Source organism: Actinacidiphila yeochonensis CN732 (assembly GCF_000745345.1).
In the GTDB taxonomy this organism is placed as follows: domain Bacteria; phylum Actinomycetota; class Actinomycetes; order Streptomycetales; family Streptomycetaceae; genus Actinacidiphila; species Actinacidiphila yeochonensis.
Window position 1 is genome coordinate 3,642,646 of record NZ_JQNR01000005.1, and the last position, 15,472, is coordinate 3,658,117.

10 protein-coding genes are annotated in these 15,472 nt (G+C 73.0%); 7 read left to right on the top strand and 3 right to left on the bottom strand.

Annotated elements, in window-relative coordinates:
* The first annotated feature begins 136 nt into the window (after positions 1 to 136).
* Positions 137 to 1,105, top strand: coding sequence for an LLM class flavin-dependent oxidoreductase (locus BS72_RS32835; RefSeq protein WP_051951752.1), 969 nt, complete (start codon positions 137 to 139; stop codon positions 1,103 to 1,105).
* Positions 1,106 to 1,245: 140 nt separating this feature from the next.
* On the opposite strand, the gene BS72_RS26805 is transcribed toward BS72_RS32835, so the two are convergent.
* On the bottom strand, positions 1,246 to 2,433 hold the full coding sequence (locus BS72_RS26805; RefSeq protein WP_037914286.1) for a glycosyltransferase family 4 protein: 1,188 nt from the start codon (positions 2,431 to 2,433) through the stop codon (positions 1,246 to 1,248).
* A 326-nt stretch (positions 2,434 to 2,759) separates the two neighbouring features.
* Between BS72_RS26805 and BS72_RS36820 the strand changes: the two genes are divergently transcribed.
* A complete protein-coding gene (locus tag BS72_RS36820) occupies positions 2,760 to 3,170 on the top strand; it encodes a nucleoside triphosphate pyrophosphohydrolase family protein (RefSeq protein WP_037914289.1) in 411 nt (136 codons plus the stop codon).
* Positions 3,163 to 4,086: a histidinol-phosphatase gene (locus BS72_RS32840; protein ID WP_157856341.1), complete on the top strand. Its 924-nt coding sequence runs from the start codon at positions 3,163 to 3,165 to the stop codon at positions 4,084 to 4,086. Before BS72_RS36820 ends, BS72_RS32840 begins: the two co-directional genes overlap by 8 nt.
* 82 nt (positions 4,087 to 4,168) lie before the next feature.
* Here BS72_RS32840 and BS72_RS32845 read toward each other — a convergent pair whose 3' ends face one another.
* On the bottom strand, positions 4,169 to 5,320 hold the full coding sequence (locus BS72_RS32845) for a hypothetical protein (protein ID WP_051951754.1): 1,152 nt from the start codon (positions 5,318 to 5,320) through the stop codon (positions 4,169 to 4,171).
* Between the two features lie 994 nt (positions 5,321 to 6,314).
* On the opposite strand from BS72_RS32845, the gene BS72_RS26825 reads away from it, so the two are divergent.
* From BS72_RS26825 to BS72_RS37510, 3 genes are all read left to right on the top strand, one after another.
* On the top strand, positions 6,315 to 8,915 hold the full coding sequence (locus BS72_RS26825; RefSeq protein WP_078901664.1) for a glycoside hydrolase family 3 C-terminal domain-containing protein: 2,601 nt from the start codon (positions 6,315 to 6,317) through the stop codon (positions 8,913 to 8,915).
* 152 nt (positions 8,916 to 9,067) lie between these two features.
* Positions 9,068 to 9,868 carry a class I SAM-dependent methyltransferase gene (locus BS72_RS26830; RefSeq protein ID WP_037914290.1) on the top strand — a complete coding sequence of 267 codons (801 nt, stop codon included), beginning with the start codon at positions 9,068 to 9,070 and terminating at the stop codon, positions 9,866 to 9,868.
* Between the two features lie 208 nt (positions 9,869 to 10,076).
* Positions 10,077 to 12,251, top strand: a complete 2,175-nt coding sequence (locus BS72_RS37510) for an NEW3 domain-containing protein (protein WP_063836144.1) — start codon at positions 10,077 to 10,079, stop codon at positions 12,249 to 12,251.
* Between the two features lie 218 nt (positions 12,252 to 12,469).
* On the opposite strand, the gene BS72_RS26840 is transcribed toward BS72_RS37510, so the two are convergent.
* Positions 12,470 to 13,969 (bottom strand): RICIN domain-containing protein, encoded by a 1,500-nt coding sequence (locus BS72_RS26840; RefSeq protein WP_037914291.1) that lies wholly within the window; start codon positions 13,967 to 13,969, stop codon positions 12,470 to 12,472.
* Between the two features lie 564 nt (positions 13,970 to 14,533).
* Between BS72_RS26840 and BS72_RS26845 the strand changes: the two genes are divergently transcribed.
* Positions 14,534 to 15,469: a carbohydrate ABC transporter permease gene (locus tag BS72_RS26845; protein ID WP_037914293.1), complete on the top strand. Its 936-nt coding sequence runs from the start codon at positions 14,534 to 14,536 to the stop codon at positions 15,467 to 15,469.
* The last annotated feature ends 3 nt before the right edge of the window (positions 15,470 to 15,472 follow it).

The window sequence follows — 15,472 nt, forward strand, 5'->3', positions numbered from 1 at the left end:
TCCACTGGCGCCACGTCAGTGAATTACTGTTCAGCGCCTCCGTCATCCTGTCAAGCCTCGACCAACCGGATCCGACGACCGGCCCGAATCACCCCGCGAGGAAAGGTATGGACCGAATATGAGGCCGAGAACGCGTATGGGATGGTTCCTGGCGCACGAGGAATGGCAGCCGGAGTCGCTGGTCGAGCAGGGCCGGCTGGCCGAGGAAGCCGGCTACGACGCGCTTCTGGTCTCCGACCACCTCCAGCCCTGGGTGGACGCCGGCGGGGCCGCCGGGTTCAGCTGGGCGACGCTGGGCGCGCTGGCCGCCGCCACCCGGAGCGCGGCGCTGATATCGGCGGCCGTGTGCCCGCTGTTCCGGATGCACCCGGTGCTGGTCGCGCAGGCCGCGGCGACCGTGGACCGGATCTCCCAGGGGCGGTTCGAGCTCGGCCTCGGCATGGGGCAGGCCGTCAACGAGCAGCCCCTGGCGGGCCCGCTGCCGCCGTACCGCGAGCGCCTGGAGCGGACCGCCGAGGCCGTGCGGCTGATCCGCCCGCTGCTCCAGGGCGCGGAGGTGAGCTCCGACGGGCCGTACTACCCCGTGTCGGCCATGAGGCTGCACAGCCCCTGCCTCGCGCCGACGCCGCTGTACCTGGCCGCGTCCGGACCGCGGTCGGCCGAGGCCGCCGGACGGCTGGCGGACGGCGTGATCACCTCGGTGAAGGACGTCGCCCGTACCCGGCGGGAGGTCGTCGACGTGGCCAGGTCGGCCGCGGCGGCCGCGGGGCGCCGACCGCCCCGGGTGATCCTCACCTGCTTCCTGGTCCTCGCCCGGAGCGACGAGGAGGCGTGGCGGGCCATCCAGCCCTGGCGGGGCATGCGCACCCCCAACCGGCTGCGGGAGGGCAGCCCGCGCCGACTGCGGCAGGACGCCGACGCGTTGGGGCGCGAGACCGTCCTGCGGAGCTTTCCGCGCTACGGCGACGCCGCGGACGTGGTGGAGCTGTGCCGGACCATCGTCGACGGACTCGCCCCCGACGTCCTGGCGCTCCAGGTGGCGGCGGCCGACGGCACCTCGGCCCTGGAACTGCTGAGCGAGGTGCCCGAGCGGCTGCGGAGCTGAACCGGCCGGCCGGCGAAGCCGAACTGAGCAGCCGGCGGAGCTTGACTGAGCACATGCGGAGCTGAACTGGCTCCTCCCGGAGCTGAACTGAGCTGCCGCTCAGGGGAACTGAGCAGCTATCACGATGAGCTGGGGCAGGCTCAGCTCCGGCCGGAGCCGCCGGCCAGGGTGGCGAGCAGAGCCGCCTCCGTGGCGTCGACCATCCGCTGGAGGGTGAAGTGTTCGAGCACCTGCTCGCGGGCCCGCTTGCCCATGTCCTGGCGCAGCGCGTCGTCGGACACCAGGGTGAGCAGCGCGTCGGCGAGCCGGCCGGGGTCCGGGGACGGCACCAGAGCGGCGGACCCCGGCTCCCGCACCAGTTCGCCGATGCCCGGGAAGTCGACGGTCAGCAGCGGGCGGCCGGAGCTCATGGCCTCCAGCATGGCCAGGCTCAGGCCCTCCCCGGAGCTGGGCTGGGCGACGACGTCGGCCAGCGCGAGCACGTCCGGCATCAGGTCGAAGGTCACCCCGGTGTCGATGCGCACCACGTCCTCAAGCCCGTGCGCGGCGATCTCGGCCCGCAGCCTTCCGGGGTAGTCACCCGACGAGGAGCTGACGGCGCCGACGACGAGCAGCCGGGTGTCCGGCCGCCGGGCGTGCACCGCCGAGAAGGCCCGGACCAGCTCCAGGATGCCCTTCCGGAGCTTGAGTTGGGCGGCGCAGACGACGACGAGATCGGTCTCGGCGTAGCCGTAGCGCGCCCGGACCGCCGCCGTGTCGCGGTCCGGGCGGAACCGGGTGGTGTCCACGCCGTGCGGGATCAGCCTGGTGACGTCGGCCGAACCGTTCCTGCGGGCGCGTTCGGCGTAGTTCTCCGCGCAGGCCAGGACGAGCGAAGGGCGCAGGACCTCGTGGACGACGCGCAGCCGGGCGGTCCCCAGCGGCTGGCCCTCCGGTTCGTGCTCGTGGAAGGTCGCCACCCACGGAACGCCCCGGTCCAGGGCGATCCACTTTCCGGTCAGGGCGGCGTCGAGCGTGTTCGTGAACACCAGGTCCGGCCGCGACTCGTCGGCGCACGCGGCGATCTCCGGGGCCAGCGCGAAAGCCATCTGCTCCCACAGGACCTTGCTGGGGTCGTCGAGCAGCGCGCGGTACCCGGAGAGCCTGCGCACCGTCACCCCGCGCGGGTCGCCGTCGACGGCCTCTCCCGCGGGCGTGCCCCGCAGCCCGTCGGTCACCACCATGACCTCGTGCCCGCGGCCGGCGAGCCCCTCCGCGATCACGTGCGCATAGGTCTCCGCGCCTCCGGTGGTGGGGTGGAAGCTGGAAGCGATCATCAGCAGTCTCATGCCACTCCTGTCCCACCGACGGCATCACCGCCCCGATCATGCCCTGTTCGACCCAGCCGTAGTCCCGGCCGGCGGCCTCGGATCGGCCGGACCGGCAGCGGGCCCGCCGATCCGGCCGCCGTGCCCTGAGCCGTGCTCAGACGGCTCGATGACGTGAGCGGTTCGCCATGCGATCATCGGATCGGTGGGGGACGCGACCAGCGGGGGACGCGGTACTCGTGGCACAGGGGGTGCCGGCCGGCGTCCGCGGTCCGCCTCCCAGGGGTGTCTCCCGCCACCCGCTACCCGCCACCCGTCTTCCGAGCACGAAGGTGAGGTCACCATCGATGACCAGTGACGCGCTGCCCGGTACCGCCGACCCCACGACGCTCAGCGCCTGCCAGGACATGGCCGCGGAGTTCCGCCGGCGCGCGGCCCTCCACGTCACGGCCGACGTCGCCCTGCTCGACGCGTGCGCCGAGTTGGGGGAGCTGGCCGGGGCGTACCTGAAGCAGTCCGGCTACGCCCCCTCGGCCGGCGCGAAGGGCGTCGCGGGCGCCCCGCCGTCGGACCGGGTGCGGGCCGAGTTCGGCGACGCGCTCTTCGCCTTGCTCAGCTTCGCGGACGCGGCGGGGCTGGACGCCGAGGCGGAGTTCCTCGACACGATGAACCGGTACGAGGCACGGTTCGCCGGTGCGGGTTCCGCTGCGGGCTCGGGTGGGCGTTCGGGTGCCGGGACGGGTGAGCGGCGTGGGTGACTACCACGTCCACCTGCATCCCCACGCGCCGCGCCCGGACAGCCCTCCGCCCGGCGTGTACCCCCGGGGGCACGTCGACGCCTACGTGGAGCGGGCGCTGTCGCGCGGCGCCGCCGAGGTGGGCTTCACCGAGCACATGCACCGCTTCGTCGACCTGGAGTCCGTGGCCGCGGGGTTCTGGAACGTCGGTGATTCGGCCGACCTCACGGAGCGCTCCCGCCAGTACTACTACGACGAGTTGAACCTCCACCTCGACCGGTACACCGAAGCCGTGCTGGGCGCACGGGACCGCGGGCTGCCGGTGCTGCTCGGCCTGGAGGTCGACTTCCTGCCGGGGCGGATGGAGAAGATCCTCGACGTCCTCGCCGCGTACCCGTTCGACTACCTCATCGGGTCGGTGCACTGGATCGGCTCGTGGGCGGTGGACCACGACGGGATGACGGACGAGTTCGAACGACGCGGCGTGCGCCGCTCCTACGAGGACTACTTCGGGCTGGTCGCCGACCTGGCCGAGTCGGGCCTGGTGCAGGTGCTCGCCCATCCGGACGTGGTGAAGAAGTTCGGCCACCGCTGCGACGAGGAGCCGGTGGACCTCTACCGCCGCCTGGTCGACGCGGCACAGCGCGGCGGCGTGGCCTTCGAGGTGTCCAGCGCGGGGCTGCGCTACGAGGCGCTGGAACCGTACCCGGCGCCGACGCTGCTGCGGATGTGCCACGAGGCGGGGATCCCGATCACCCTGGCCAGCGACGCGCACTACCCGGACCAGGCCGCCGACCAGTACCGGACGCTCGTCCGGTACGCCCGCGCCGCCGGCTACCGGCGGCGCGTCAGGTTCCGCGAGGGCGGCGGGAGGGAACTGGTGGCCCTGCCCGATCCGGACCACGACGCCGACTGGCCGACCCCCGCTCCCGCCTGACGATCCGCCGCCCGCACCGTCCCGATCGCCGGCCCGGTGACCGGGACGGCGCGGTACCGGCGATGGTCCGCGTCGCCGCCGGTCAGCGGCCCTCCGCCGTCCGCCCGTCCGCTGCCCGGCCTTCCACCACCCGCTCGTCCGCTGCCCGCTCGTCCGCTGCCCGGACGTCCAGACCGAGGCGGACGGCACCGCGCACGATCGGGGTCAGCACGGCCGCGGCGGTGGAGTACAAGCGGCGCGGCACGAGGTTCCGAACCGCCCCCAGCGCCATGGTGGCGAGAGCGCGGCGGGCGACGGGAGTCGACATCGCGGCCGCGGGGGAGACCCGGGCGTCCAGGGACGCGCCGACGGCGGCGGCGCGCAGGCCGAGGCTGAACGCGGCGAGCCACAGCTCGAAGAGGAGGTGCTCGCCGAGCAGGCTCCGGCCGCGCTCCGCACCCGGCTCGCCGCGCAGGGCCTGCCGGCCCATTCCCCGCAGGTCGCCCTCGGAGAAGCCCAGGCCGCCGAGGACCTCCACGGCCCGCACCTTGCGCCAGCCCTCGGCCGCCAGCGGGTCGCGCAGGCGGAAGTACGCCCCGGGCTCACCCCACCACGCCATGGCCGGAACGGCGTCGACCCCCGTGACCGACCGCCGGAGGTCCACGCCGGGAAGGGGGGCGCCGGAGCTCCAGCAGGTGGCGCAGCGCATCCCGTGGTGGTGGTTGCCGGTCAGGCTGGAGACGTCCCGGTGCTCGACCAGGTTCGGGACGCTCACATGCGGGACGGTCCCGGTCGAGGCCAGGTAGCCGCGGAGTGCGACGTCGTCGGGCTCGTCGCCGCGCAGCGCCTCCGCGAAGTACTCGCTGACGGCCCTGGCCGTACCCGCCGGCATGATGACGGCCTGGGTCGGGACGTAGTTGTCGACCACCTCGGCCCAGCCGGCGCCGGTGAGCGCCGCGATCCGCGCCACGCCGCCGGTCCAGGCACCCCACTCGACGAAGAGGGAGGTCACGCCGTCCGGCCGGTGCTCGGTCAGCGACCGGGCGGCGGCCAGGAAGCCCTTCGTCAGCCGTACGTCGTCCTGCAGGACGAGGTGGTGTGTGGCGTCGGCTCCCACGGCGGCCCACGCCCGCTGGGCGGAGCGGAGCGAGCCGCGTTCCCCCTCCGGCAGGGTGTCGCAGACGACGCGGATGTCGAGCTGGGGATGGCTGTCCCGCAGCCGCTCGGCCATCTCCAGCCGGAGGCGGTGGGTCATGACCGCTATGGACAGGCGCCGGTGCTCCTCAGACAACCTGCAGTCCCTTCAACGGGTTCCGGGGGTCTCTCAGGGGTCGCGCTCGCGTCTGCATCCTCGCCCGCCGAGCCGGTGGCGGTCAATCAGACCGCGTCCGCCCCGCCGTTGCCGGCGGTGCCCCCGAACAGCCGCGGCGCCGCCCGCTCGTGGCGGACGTCTCCGCGGCCCCGCGGCCCTGGTGCCGCGGGTCGGGCTACCGCGGGGTGATGTCCGAGCCCCGGGCGCGGAAGTGTTCAGCTCGCCGACTCGCGGCGTTCTTGAGGGATATCGGCAGGTTTGCGTGGTTAGAGTCTGATCGAAGCACCGCTTGAACAAGGTCCGCGCACACCCCCGCCGGCGCCGCGTGAAACCTTCCCCGTCCGTATCCCGGCGCCACCCGCCGGCCCGACACGCGCACGCCGACCTGCGGCTGCGCCCTGCCCGCGGCGGCCGCGACCGGGTCGGCTCGCGGGCCCGTGGGGAGGGGGCGGCCACAAAGGTGCACCGAAGACCTGCACGGGTCTTCCGGGACGGGCCCCCGCGTGCGCACCATTCCTCAGGCAGGGACGAGCACGTGCCCCGCCGCCGGACGGAACGGAACGCGAAGGCCGGACCGCCGGCGGCCGGACGGCAACGGAAGGCATGCGTACGGCGACAGGCCGGACGCCGGCGCACGGCGCGCACAGCACGCAGGCCCGCAAGGCCCGCAGGGAACGCCACACCGCAAGCTCCGCACGTACCGGTCGCACCGCAAGCGCAGCACGGCACAAGCACCGCCCGCACAGCACAAGCACAGCACAAGCACCGCACACTCCCCGCACGCGCGGGGAACCTCGCACCGCCCGCACGGCAAGGGCCGGACGGCGCGCACCGGACGGACCAGGACACGCCAGGACGGCACCAGGGCCGGCCTGGGCCGGTCCACACCGGGGCGGCGCCGGGGGCTTCGTCACGTCATCGACACGAAGGGGTCAACATGTCCGTATCCCGGAGATCGGTCCTCAAGCTCACCGGCGGCGGTGTCGCCGCGGCAGGTCTCGTGACAGCGGTCCCCGCGGCGGCGGGCGCGAGCACCACGGCTGGGTCCGCCTCCGGACCGGCGGGTGGCGCGGTGGCGTCCGGCCCGGTTCCCTCCGCGCCCGTCGTGCTGCCGGGGTCGGCGGCGGCGGTGAAGAAGGCGCGGGCGCTGGTCGCGCAGATGACGCTGGACGAGAAGATCGCGTACTGCCACGGGGTGCCGGCCGGCAAGGGCTACACCGGGCTGATCCCCGCGAACACCCGGCTGGGCCTGCCCGCGCTGCGGTTGGGGGACGGTCCGAGCGGGGTCGGCAACGGCTCCGTCGGGGTGACGCAGTGGCCGGACTCGAAGACGCTGGCCGCCTCCTGGGACCCCGACCTGGCCGAGGCGTACGGCAAGGCGTACGGCGCCGAGCACGCGGCCAAGGGCCACAACATCGCGCTGGCTCCCTGCATCAACATCCTGCGGCTGCCGCACTGGGGGCGGTCCTTCGAGACGTACACCGAGGACCCCTACCTCAACAGCCAACTGGTGATCGGGGCGGTCAAGGGCATCCAGTCCAACCACGTCATGGCCACGGTCAAGCACTTCGTGGCGAACAACCAGGAGACGCTGCGCAGCTCGATCGACGCGATCATCTCCCAGCGCGCGCTGGAGGAGCTGTACTTCCCCGGCTTCAAGGCCGCGGTGCAGCAGGGCGGCACCGGCGCGATCATGACCTCGTACAACAAGGTCAACGGCAACTGGTCCTCGGAGCACCGGCTCCCGGTGCAGGACACGCTGCGGGACACCTGGGGGTTCGACGGGCTGGTGATGTCGGACTGGGGCGGTACGCACTCCACCGTGCAGACCGCCAAGGCCGGCTCCGACATGGAGATGCCCGGCGGCACCTACCTGGCCGACGCGCTGAAGACCGCGGTCACCGACGGCTCGGTCAGCGTGGAGACGCTGGACGCGATGGTCACCCACGTGCTCACCGCGGCGCTCCGGGTGGGCCTGGTCGACCACCCGGTGGTGGACCCGGTGACCGCGGTGGACACGGTCGTCAGCACCCAGGAGCACCTGGACCTCGCCCGCGAGATCTCGGTGAGCGGCAGCGTCCTGCTCCGCAACAGCGGCGGCGTCCTGCCGCTGGCCGCGCCGAGGTCCATCGCGGTGATCGGCGACGCCGCCGACGCCCACCCGCAGACCCACGGCGGCGGCTCCGGCAGCGTCAACGCCACCGGCACCGTCTTCAGCGCGCTGGCCGGGATCAGGGCCCGGGCCGGGTCCGTCCCCGTCACCTACACCCCGGGCACCCTCGGGATCGCGGCCCCGCCGGTCGCGCCGGCCTCGGTGTTCGGCGCCGGGCTGACCGCGACCTACTACCCGGGCACCGCCTTCACCGGCACCCCGCTGGGCACCGAGACCCTGCCGAACCTGGACTGGAGCAGCGCGCCGAGCGCCGTCGCCGCCGCGGCCGCCACCGGCTGGTCGGCGAAGTACACCGGCACGTTCACCGCGGCCACGGCCGGCGGCTACCGCTTCTCGGTCAGCGCGGGCGGGGCGGTCACGGTGGCGATCGACGGCTCGACCGTCCTGACCTTCGTCACCGGCGCCGAGTCCGTCCAGAACGGCCTGGTGGACCTCACGGCCGGCGCGCACGACATCACCGTCACCTACGTCTCGCCGGCCGTGGCGGCGGGCGGCCGCGCACCCCGGGCCAGCCTGCACCTGGGGCTGCAGGCGAACTACGACGCGCTCATCGCGCAGGCCGCCGCCGCGGCGAAGCAGGCCGACGTGGCGGTGGTGGTCGTCGCCGACGTCACCAGCGAGGGCATGGACCGCTCCACGCTGGCGCTGCCCGCCGACCAGGACCAGCTCGTCTCCGCGGTGGCGAAGGCCAACCCCCGCACCGTCGTGGTCCTCAACACCGCGGGCGCGGTGCTGATGCCGTGGCTGTCCGAGGTGAAGGGCGTGATCGCCAACTGGTACGGCGGACAGGAGCAGGGCAACGCGGTGGCCGCCATGCTCTTCGGCGACGCCGAGCCGGGCGGCCGGATCACCGAGACCTTCCCCGCCGACGACGACCAGGGCCCGGCGAAGACCACCGTCGAGTTCCCCGGCGACGGCGTCCAGGTCTACTACGACGAGGGACTGGCCATCGGCTACCGCTGGTACGAGAGCAGCGGTGAGAAGCCGCTCTTCCCGTTCGGGTACGGCCTGTCCTACACCACCTTCGCCCTGACCGACCTGCGCACCAGCCGCGCCTCCGACGGGACGGTCCGGGCCACGGTCAAGGTCACCAACACCGGCCACCGCGCCGGCGCCGAGGTCGTCCAGCTCTACGTCGAGTCGCCGAAGGCGGCGGGCCAGCCGGCCAAGCAGCTCAAGGCGTTCGCGAAGGTCAGGCTCGACGCCGGCAAGTCGACCACCGTCACCCTCGACCTCGGCGCCGACGCCTTCGCCAGCTGGATCAACGCCAGCACCGGCTGGACCGTGCTGCCGGGCACCTACGGCATCCACGTCGGCACCAACGCCGCCGACCTGCCCCTGAGCACCCGGATCACCGTCAAGTAGGCGCAGCCGGGCGGCACACCACCCGGGCCCCGCCGGAACACCCCCGCGGCCGGGGCATCACACCCCGGCCGCGGGGCCGACGGACCCCGGACCCGGAACCCCGGGCCGCCGAGCCGCCGGACCGGCGGCCACCCGGGTACGCTCACCGGTTCATGACCGACACCCGCAGGGAACGCCTCCGCGCCACGTTCACCGAGGACGCGGAGCTCTACGACCGGGCGCGCCCCGGCTACCCGCGGCAGCTGTACGAGGACCTGGCGGGGCTGTCGGCACTCGGCCCGGGCTGCCGGGTCCTGGAGGTGGGGTGCGGCACCGGCAAGGCGACGGTGCCGCTGGCGGCGCGCGGCTGCCGGGTCACGGGCGTCGAACTCGGCGCGGAGATGGCGCGGGTGGCGCGGCGGAACCTGGCGGCCTACCCGGACGCGGAGGTCGTGGTGGCCGCCTTCGAGGACTGGCCGCTGCCGGCGGAGCCCTTCGACCTGGTGCTCGCGGCGACGGCCTTCCACTGGATCGACCCGGCCGTCCGGACGGCCAGGGCGGCCGACGCCCTGCGGCCCTCGGGCGTGCTGGCGGTCGTCTCCACCCACCACGTCAAGGGCGGCAGCGAGGAGTTCTTCGCCCGGACCCAGCCCCTCTACGAGCGCTTCGACCCCGCGACGCGGCCCGGTCTGCGGCTGTCGCCGGCCGAGGACATCACCTCGGACGCGGCCGCCGAACTCGCCGTCTCCGGCCGCTTCGGCCCGGCCGCGATCCGCCGCTACGCGTGGGACCTGGCGTACACGACCCGGGAGTACCTGGACGTGCTCCTCACCTACTCGGGCCACCGCGCCCTGCCCGCGCCGGCGCGCGAGGGGCTGCTGGCGGGCATCGCCGACCTCATCGACAACAGCTACGGCGGGAGCATCACCAAGCGCTACCTGACGGAGCTGACGACCGCCGAGCGGCTCCCCTGAAGCCCGGCCGGACGCGGCCTGGGCGGCCTGGACCCGAACGGGTGCCTGGTGCTCGCTGCCCGGTGGTCCGTGCGCGGACGATGACGGGAACTGCAATTTTGGGGCATGTTCTTGTCAACTACGTGCATCTGCTGCGTCAATAGACGGCACCAGGCCCTGGGCCCGCCGAGTCGTGGCGGTCCGACCGATCCTTGCGAGGTTGTGTCCTGTGACATCACCCCTTGCCCGGCGCGCCCGAACGGCGCTGGCCGGCTGCGGTGCGATAGCGCTCGCCTTCTCCGGGGCGCTGCTGGCGGCCCCCGGCGCCGCCGCAGCGGCTCCGGCGGCCAGCCCGGCCCCGTACCCCGACTACGCGCCCACCCCGCCGATGGGGTGGAACGACTGGTCGTACTACCAGTGCGACATGGACGAGCAGACCATCCTCGGCAACGCCCGCGCCCTGGTGAGCAGCGGGCTGGCAGCCGACGGCTACGACACGGTCACCACCGACGACTGCTGGATGTCCGGCAGCCGGAGCAGCACCGGCGACCTCGTCCCCGACCCGGTGAAGTTCCCCGACGGCATGGCCTACGTCGGCGCCCGACTGCACGCGATGGGACTCAAGTTCGGCATCTACGAGGACGCGGGCACCAAGACCTGCGGCGGCTACCCCGGTTCGCTGAACCACTGGCAGCAGGACGCCGACCTGTTCGCGAAGTGGAAGGTCGACTACGTCAAGCTCGACGGCTGCAACGTGCCCACCACGCCGGGCGAGACCGACGAGCAGAGCTACCACGACACGTACTCCGCGTGGAGCCGGGCGATGCTCGACACCGGCCGCAAGATGGTCTTCTCCGTCTCCGCGCCCGCCTACTTCCAGGGCACCGCCGACTGGGACAAGGTCATCGGGTGGTCCGCGCAGGTCGGCAACCTGTGGCGGGAGGGTGCCGACATCGCCCTCGGCCAGGAGAGCGGCCCGGCCAAGTGGAGCTCCCTGCTCTACAACTACCAGTACAACGCCGACCTGGCCGACCTGCAGAGCCCCGGCCGCTGGAACGACCCGGACTTCCTGCTCGCCGGCGACTCCGGCCTGAGCCGCGACGAGATGCAGAGCCAGATGTCGCTGTGGGCCATGATGGCCGCGCCGCTCATCTCCAGCACCGACCTCACCCACCTGTCCGCGGACGCCCGCGCCGTCCTGGGCAACAAGGACGTCATCGCCGTCGACCAGGACCGGACCGGCCTCCAGGGCCGGATCGTCCAGCAGGGCGCCGACTACGACGTCCTGTCCAAGCAACTGGCCGGCGGGGAACGGGCGGTGGCCCTCTTCAACCGTTCCGACTCCGCGCAGACGATCACCACGACGGCCGCCGCCGCGGGCTTCGGGAAGGGCTCGTCCTTCGTTCTGAAGGACCTGGTGACGAAGAAGTCCACCGTCACCACCGGGACCATCTCCGCCGACGTCCCGCCGCACGCCACCGTGCTCTACCGGGTCAGCGCGGGCGGCGGCCACGGCACCGCCCCCGCCACCGCGATCACCTGGAAGGACGTCAGCACCGCCGGCCACCCCGGCACCTACCGGGTGGAGCTGGCAGACCTCGGCCCGACGGGCCTCTCCGACACGGTGCTCTCCCTCGCCGGCCCCGACGGCGAGACGTTCGCCCCCAAGGAGGTGCGCCTGAACCGGGTGGCGCCCGGCGGCAGCGCCGGTGCCACGGTCACCGTGACCGGCCCCGGCTCCGCGCCGCCCGGAACGACCGTCGCCACCATCACGGCGACCGCCCGCTACCGGGCCGGGGCGGCGGGAGCCGACACGGTCAGCGGACCGCTGACCGTGACCACGGTGGTGCCGTACCCGTCACTCGCCTCGGCCTTCGACAACGTGGGGGCCACCGCGGAGAGCGCCACGGCGCCGGGCGACTTCGACGGTGACGGCGACAGCTACTCCGCCGACGCGCTGACCCAGGCCGGCGCCGCCCCGGGCGCCACCGTCACGGCCAACGGCGCCACCTTCACCTGGCCGGACGCCGCTCCGGGCACCCCGGACAACGTCTCCACCGACGGCCAGCAGATCGAGCTGACCGGCCAGGGCGGCCAGCTCGCCTTCCTGGGCGCGGAAGCCGGGTTCACCGCCGGGGACGTCACCGTCACCTACACCGACGGGACGACCAGCACCGGCTCCCTCGGCTTCCCCAACTGGTGCTGCACGGACAACACGACCTACGGCGCGAAGGTCGCCATCACCACCGACCACCGCGACACCCCGTCCGGCCCGGCCAACTTCGGCACGAAGTACCAGGTCTTCACCAACACGGTCCCGCTGACCGCCGGCAAGACGGTCGCCGCCGTCACCCTCCCTGAGCAGCCCGCCATCCACGTCTTCGCCCTCGCCCTCCAGCCCTGACCCGGAGGGCCACCCGCCGGAGCGGGACCCGGGCACGCCCGGGCCCCGCTCCACCGGGTCCCGCTCGGCGCCGTACGCAGGGCGCGGCACCTTCCGTACTCGGCGGATACGGACTCCGGGGACGACGTGTACGGGCCGTTGGGCGGTCCGCTTCTCGTCCGGGGAGCTCAGCCTCTCCCGGCAGGGTGTGCCCCGCTCAGACCCCGCCGGTCGCGGGGCTAGCTGATCGTCCAGGTCTGGTTGGAGCCGCCGTTCGGCGTCCACTGCTCGACGAGCGCGCCGTCGGAGGTGGAGCCGCTGACGATGTCCGCGACGAGGCCGCTGGCCGCGTCGACCAGGACGTAGCTCGCGTTCGTCGCCGAGGTGTAGCCGCCGGTGGCCTGGAGCACCCACTGCTGGGAGGCGGTGGAGGCGCAGGCGCGGATGTCGAGCCGGGCGCCGGTGGTGGTGGAACCGGAGGGCACCTCAAGGCACTTGCCGCTGCCGACGCCGGTGAGCGTGTAGGTGCCGCCGGCCACCCGGTGCAGGGTCCACTGCTGGTTGGTGCCGCCGTTGGCCGGCCACTGGTCGACGCCCGTGCCGTCGGCGGTGGCCGCGCCGACCACGTCCAGCCGTTCGCCGCTGTTGGCCGCGGTGAGCTGGCGGGTGCCGTCCGCCGGGTTGGCGGTGCCGGTCCAGGTGCCTGCCGTCACGTCGAGGGTCCAGCTGTTCTGCCAGGAGACCGCGGCCGTCGTGCCGTTGAGGGTCAGCGGCAGCCACACCTCGGGGGACGAGCCGAGGTCGCCGGTGGTCCACCGGTCGGCGGCGAAGACGTAGGAGGTGCCGCTGCCGCCGGCCACCGGGATGACGTTGGCCGTCTGGGAGTTGTACGTGTCGGTGCCGACCGGCGCGAAGGTGCGGAAGGAGGACCAGGTGCCGGTGAGGGAGGTGGCGGTCGCGTAGACGTTGTCGTTGGTGGACCAGCCGCTCAGATGCGACCCGAAGAGGTAGTACGTCCCGTTCACCTTGACCATCGCCGGCGCCTCGTAGTCGCCGAACACCTTCACGGAGCTCGCGACGGACAGGTAGTCGGCGGACAGCTTGTCGATGCGCAGGCCGTTGGCGCGGTCCTCGGTGAGCAGGTACGCCGATCCGTCGGTGTCCTGGAACAGGCCGATGTCCCGGCTCTGCTGGCCCAGCGGCTGGAAGCTGCCGCGGTACGCGTACGGCCCGCACGGCGTCGAACTCGTGGCGACGCCCACCTTGGCCTCGCCGTACGAGCTGTTGTCGATGTGCAGGTACATCACGTACGTGCTCGTGGCGGAGTTGTAGACCACCTTGGGGCGCTCCACCACGCGATTGGGGCCGAGGTCGCCGCCGTCCTGGCGGGTGAGGGCGTCCGACTGCCGGGTCCAGTGCGCGAGATCGGTGGAGCTGTAGCAGGAGACCGACTGGAAGGCCGCGTCGGACGACGACTCGCCTGCCTTGTTCTCGCCGAAGCCGTACCAGGTGGAGCCGGCCTTGACGATGCCCAGGCCGTGCAGCTGGAGCGCGTTGCCCGCGCTGTCCTGCCACGCGGCTCCGGGGGAGAACGTCGCCGTGGTCGCGGCCGGCGCCTTCGTCGCGGCGGCGAGCGAGCCGGCGACCGCGAGCAGGACGGCCGCCGCGAGCAGCAGCCACGAGGGGAGCGGGCGGGGGCGGTTCCGGCGGGGTGCGATGACGACCGGTGGGGCGGACATGTGTCACCTCTCGGGGCTGAAGTCGGTTGCGGTCGAAGGGATTCGGGAGCCGGGAGACGGGGAGTCGGGTGTGGGGGTGGGGGAGTGGGCGGCGCGGGCGGATGGTTGCGCAAACATTCGCCGCGCCGCGGGCATCCGCTCCCTGGTCCGTGAGCCGGCTACGGAGTGTCGTCCGGTCGGCGGTGCGCGTCAAGGCCTCGCGGATTCCGCGGTCGACCGACGGATCGTCAAGGAGGCGTACGGAGGTGGCTGCTCGTCGTGGTGCCGCGGTTCGGGCGGTCCGCGCGGAGTTCGCGAGTCGGCCAAGGGGGCTGGCCGGTAACGGCGTTCGCCCGCCCGAACGCGGGTCGGCGGTCCGCGACTCGGCGGTCGGACGGCGCTGATCCCGCGCGCCGCCGCTCCGTTCGGGCCCGAGTCTTGACGGCCGTCCGGGCTGGTGCCAGCATCGCCGTCACCGAAATGTTTGCGTAAACCTCCTCGCCGTCGCACGGCCATGGTTGCGCAACCATCCCCGTCCGCTCCCATGCGACCGGACACCGCAGTCCACCACGTCAGGGATGAGCCATGGCCGTCATTTCACCGCCCGGGGCAGGTGCCGGGGGCGTCCGGCGCTCCGCACGCCCCGCGCGCCCGGGACAGCGTCCGCGATGGGCCGGGTGGGGCTTCGTGAGCCCCTTCCTGGTCGCCTTCGCGCTGGTCTTCCTGGCGCCGATCGTGTACTCGGTCCATCTCAGCCTGTACCGGAACCAGTTGATCGGCGGCAACCACTTCGTCGGCCTGGCCAACTACACACAGGCCCTGCACGACCACGAGTTCTGGTCCGGGCTGGGGCGGGTGGGACTGTTCCTCGTGGTCCAGGTGCCGATCATGCTGGGCATCGCCCTGCTGGTGGCGCTCGCGCTGGACAGCGGGCGGCTGTACGGCCGGGACTTCTTCCGGATCTCGATCTTCCTGCCCTACGCGGTGCCCTCCGTGGTGGCCGCGCTGATGTGGGGCTTCATCCTGGGCGACCGCTTCGGACTGGTGGCGAGCGTCAACGCGCACCTGCACACCTCGATCCCGGACCCGCTCGCCCCGCACTGGGTGCTGGCCGGCATCGGCACCATCGTCACCTGGGAGTTCGTCGGCTACAACATGCTGATCTTCTACGCGGCGCTGCGGACGGTCCCCGAATCGCTCTACGAGGCCGCGGAGATCGACGGGGCCGGGCAGTGGCGGATCATCGCGGCGGTCAAACTCCCCGCGATCCGCGGCGCGCTGGTGATCACCACCGTCTTCTCGATCATCGGCAGCTTCCAGCTGTTCAACGAGCCCAGCATCCTCAAGAGCCTGGCGCCGAACGCCATCACCACCTACTTCACCCCCAACACCTACACGTACGCGCTCTCCTTCTCGGGCCAGGAGCACAACTACGCCGCCGCGGTCGCGGTCGTGATGGGCGTGCTCACCATGGTCGTCGCCTACACGGTCCAGCTGCGCGGCATGCGGAAGGACGTGTGAGGA

Excerpts from the sequence above, each read along its gene's own strand:
- BS72_RS26830 (WP_037914290.1), top strand. The coding sequence starts at position 9,068 with ATGACCGACACCCGCAGGGAACGCCTCCGCGCCACGTTCACCGAGGAC.
- BS72_RS36820 (WP_037914289.1), top strand. The coding sequence starts at position 2,760 with ATGACCAGTGACGCGCTGCCCGGTACCGCCGACCCCACGACGCTCAGC.
- BS72_RS26845 (WP_037914293.1), top strand. The coding sequence starts at position 14,534 with ATGGCCGTCATTTCACCGCCCGGGGCAGGTGCCGGGGGCGTCCGGCGC.
- BS72_RS32845 (WP_051951754.1), bottom strand. The coding sequence starts at position 5,320 with ATGACCCACCGCCTCCGGCTGGAGATGGCCGAGCGGCTGCGGGACAGC.
- BS72_RS26825 (WP_078901664.1), top strand. The coding sequence starts at position 6,315 with ATGTCCGTATCCCGGAGATCGGTCCTCAAGCTCACCGGCGGCGGTGTC.
- BS72_RS26805 (WP_037914286.1), bottom strand. The coding sequence starts at position 2,433 with ATGAGACTGCTGATGATCGCTTCCAGCTTCCACCCCACCACCGGAGGC.
- BS72_RS32835 (WP_051951752.1), top strand. The coding sequence starts at position 137 with ATGGGATGGTTCCTGGCGCACGAGGAATGGCAGCCGGAGTCGCTGGTC.
- BS72_RS26840 (WP_037914291.1), bottom strand. The coding sequence starts at position 13,969 with ATGTCCGCCCCACCGGTCGTCATCGCACCCCGCCGGAACCGCCCCCGC.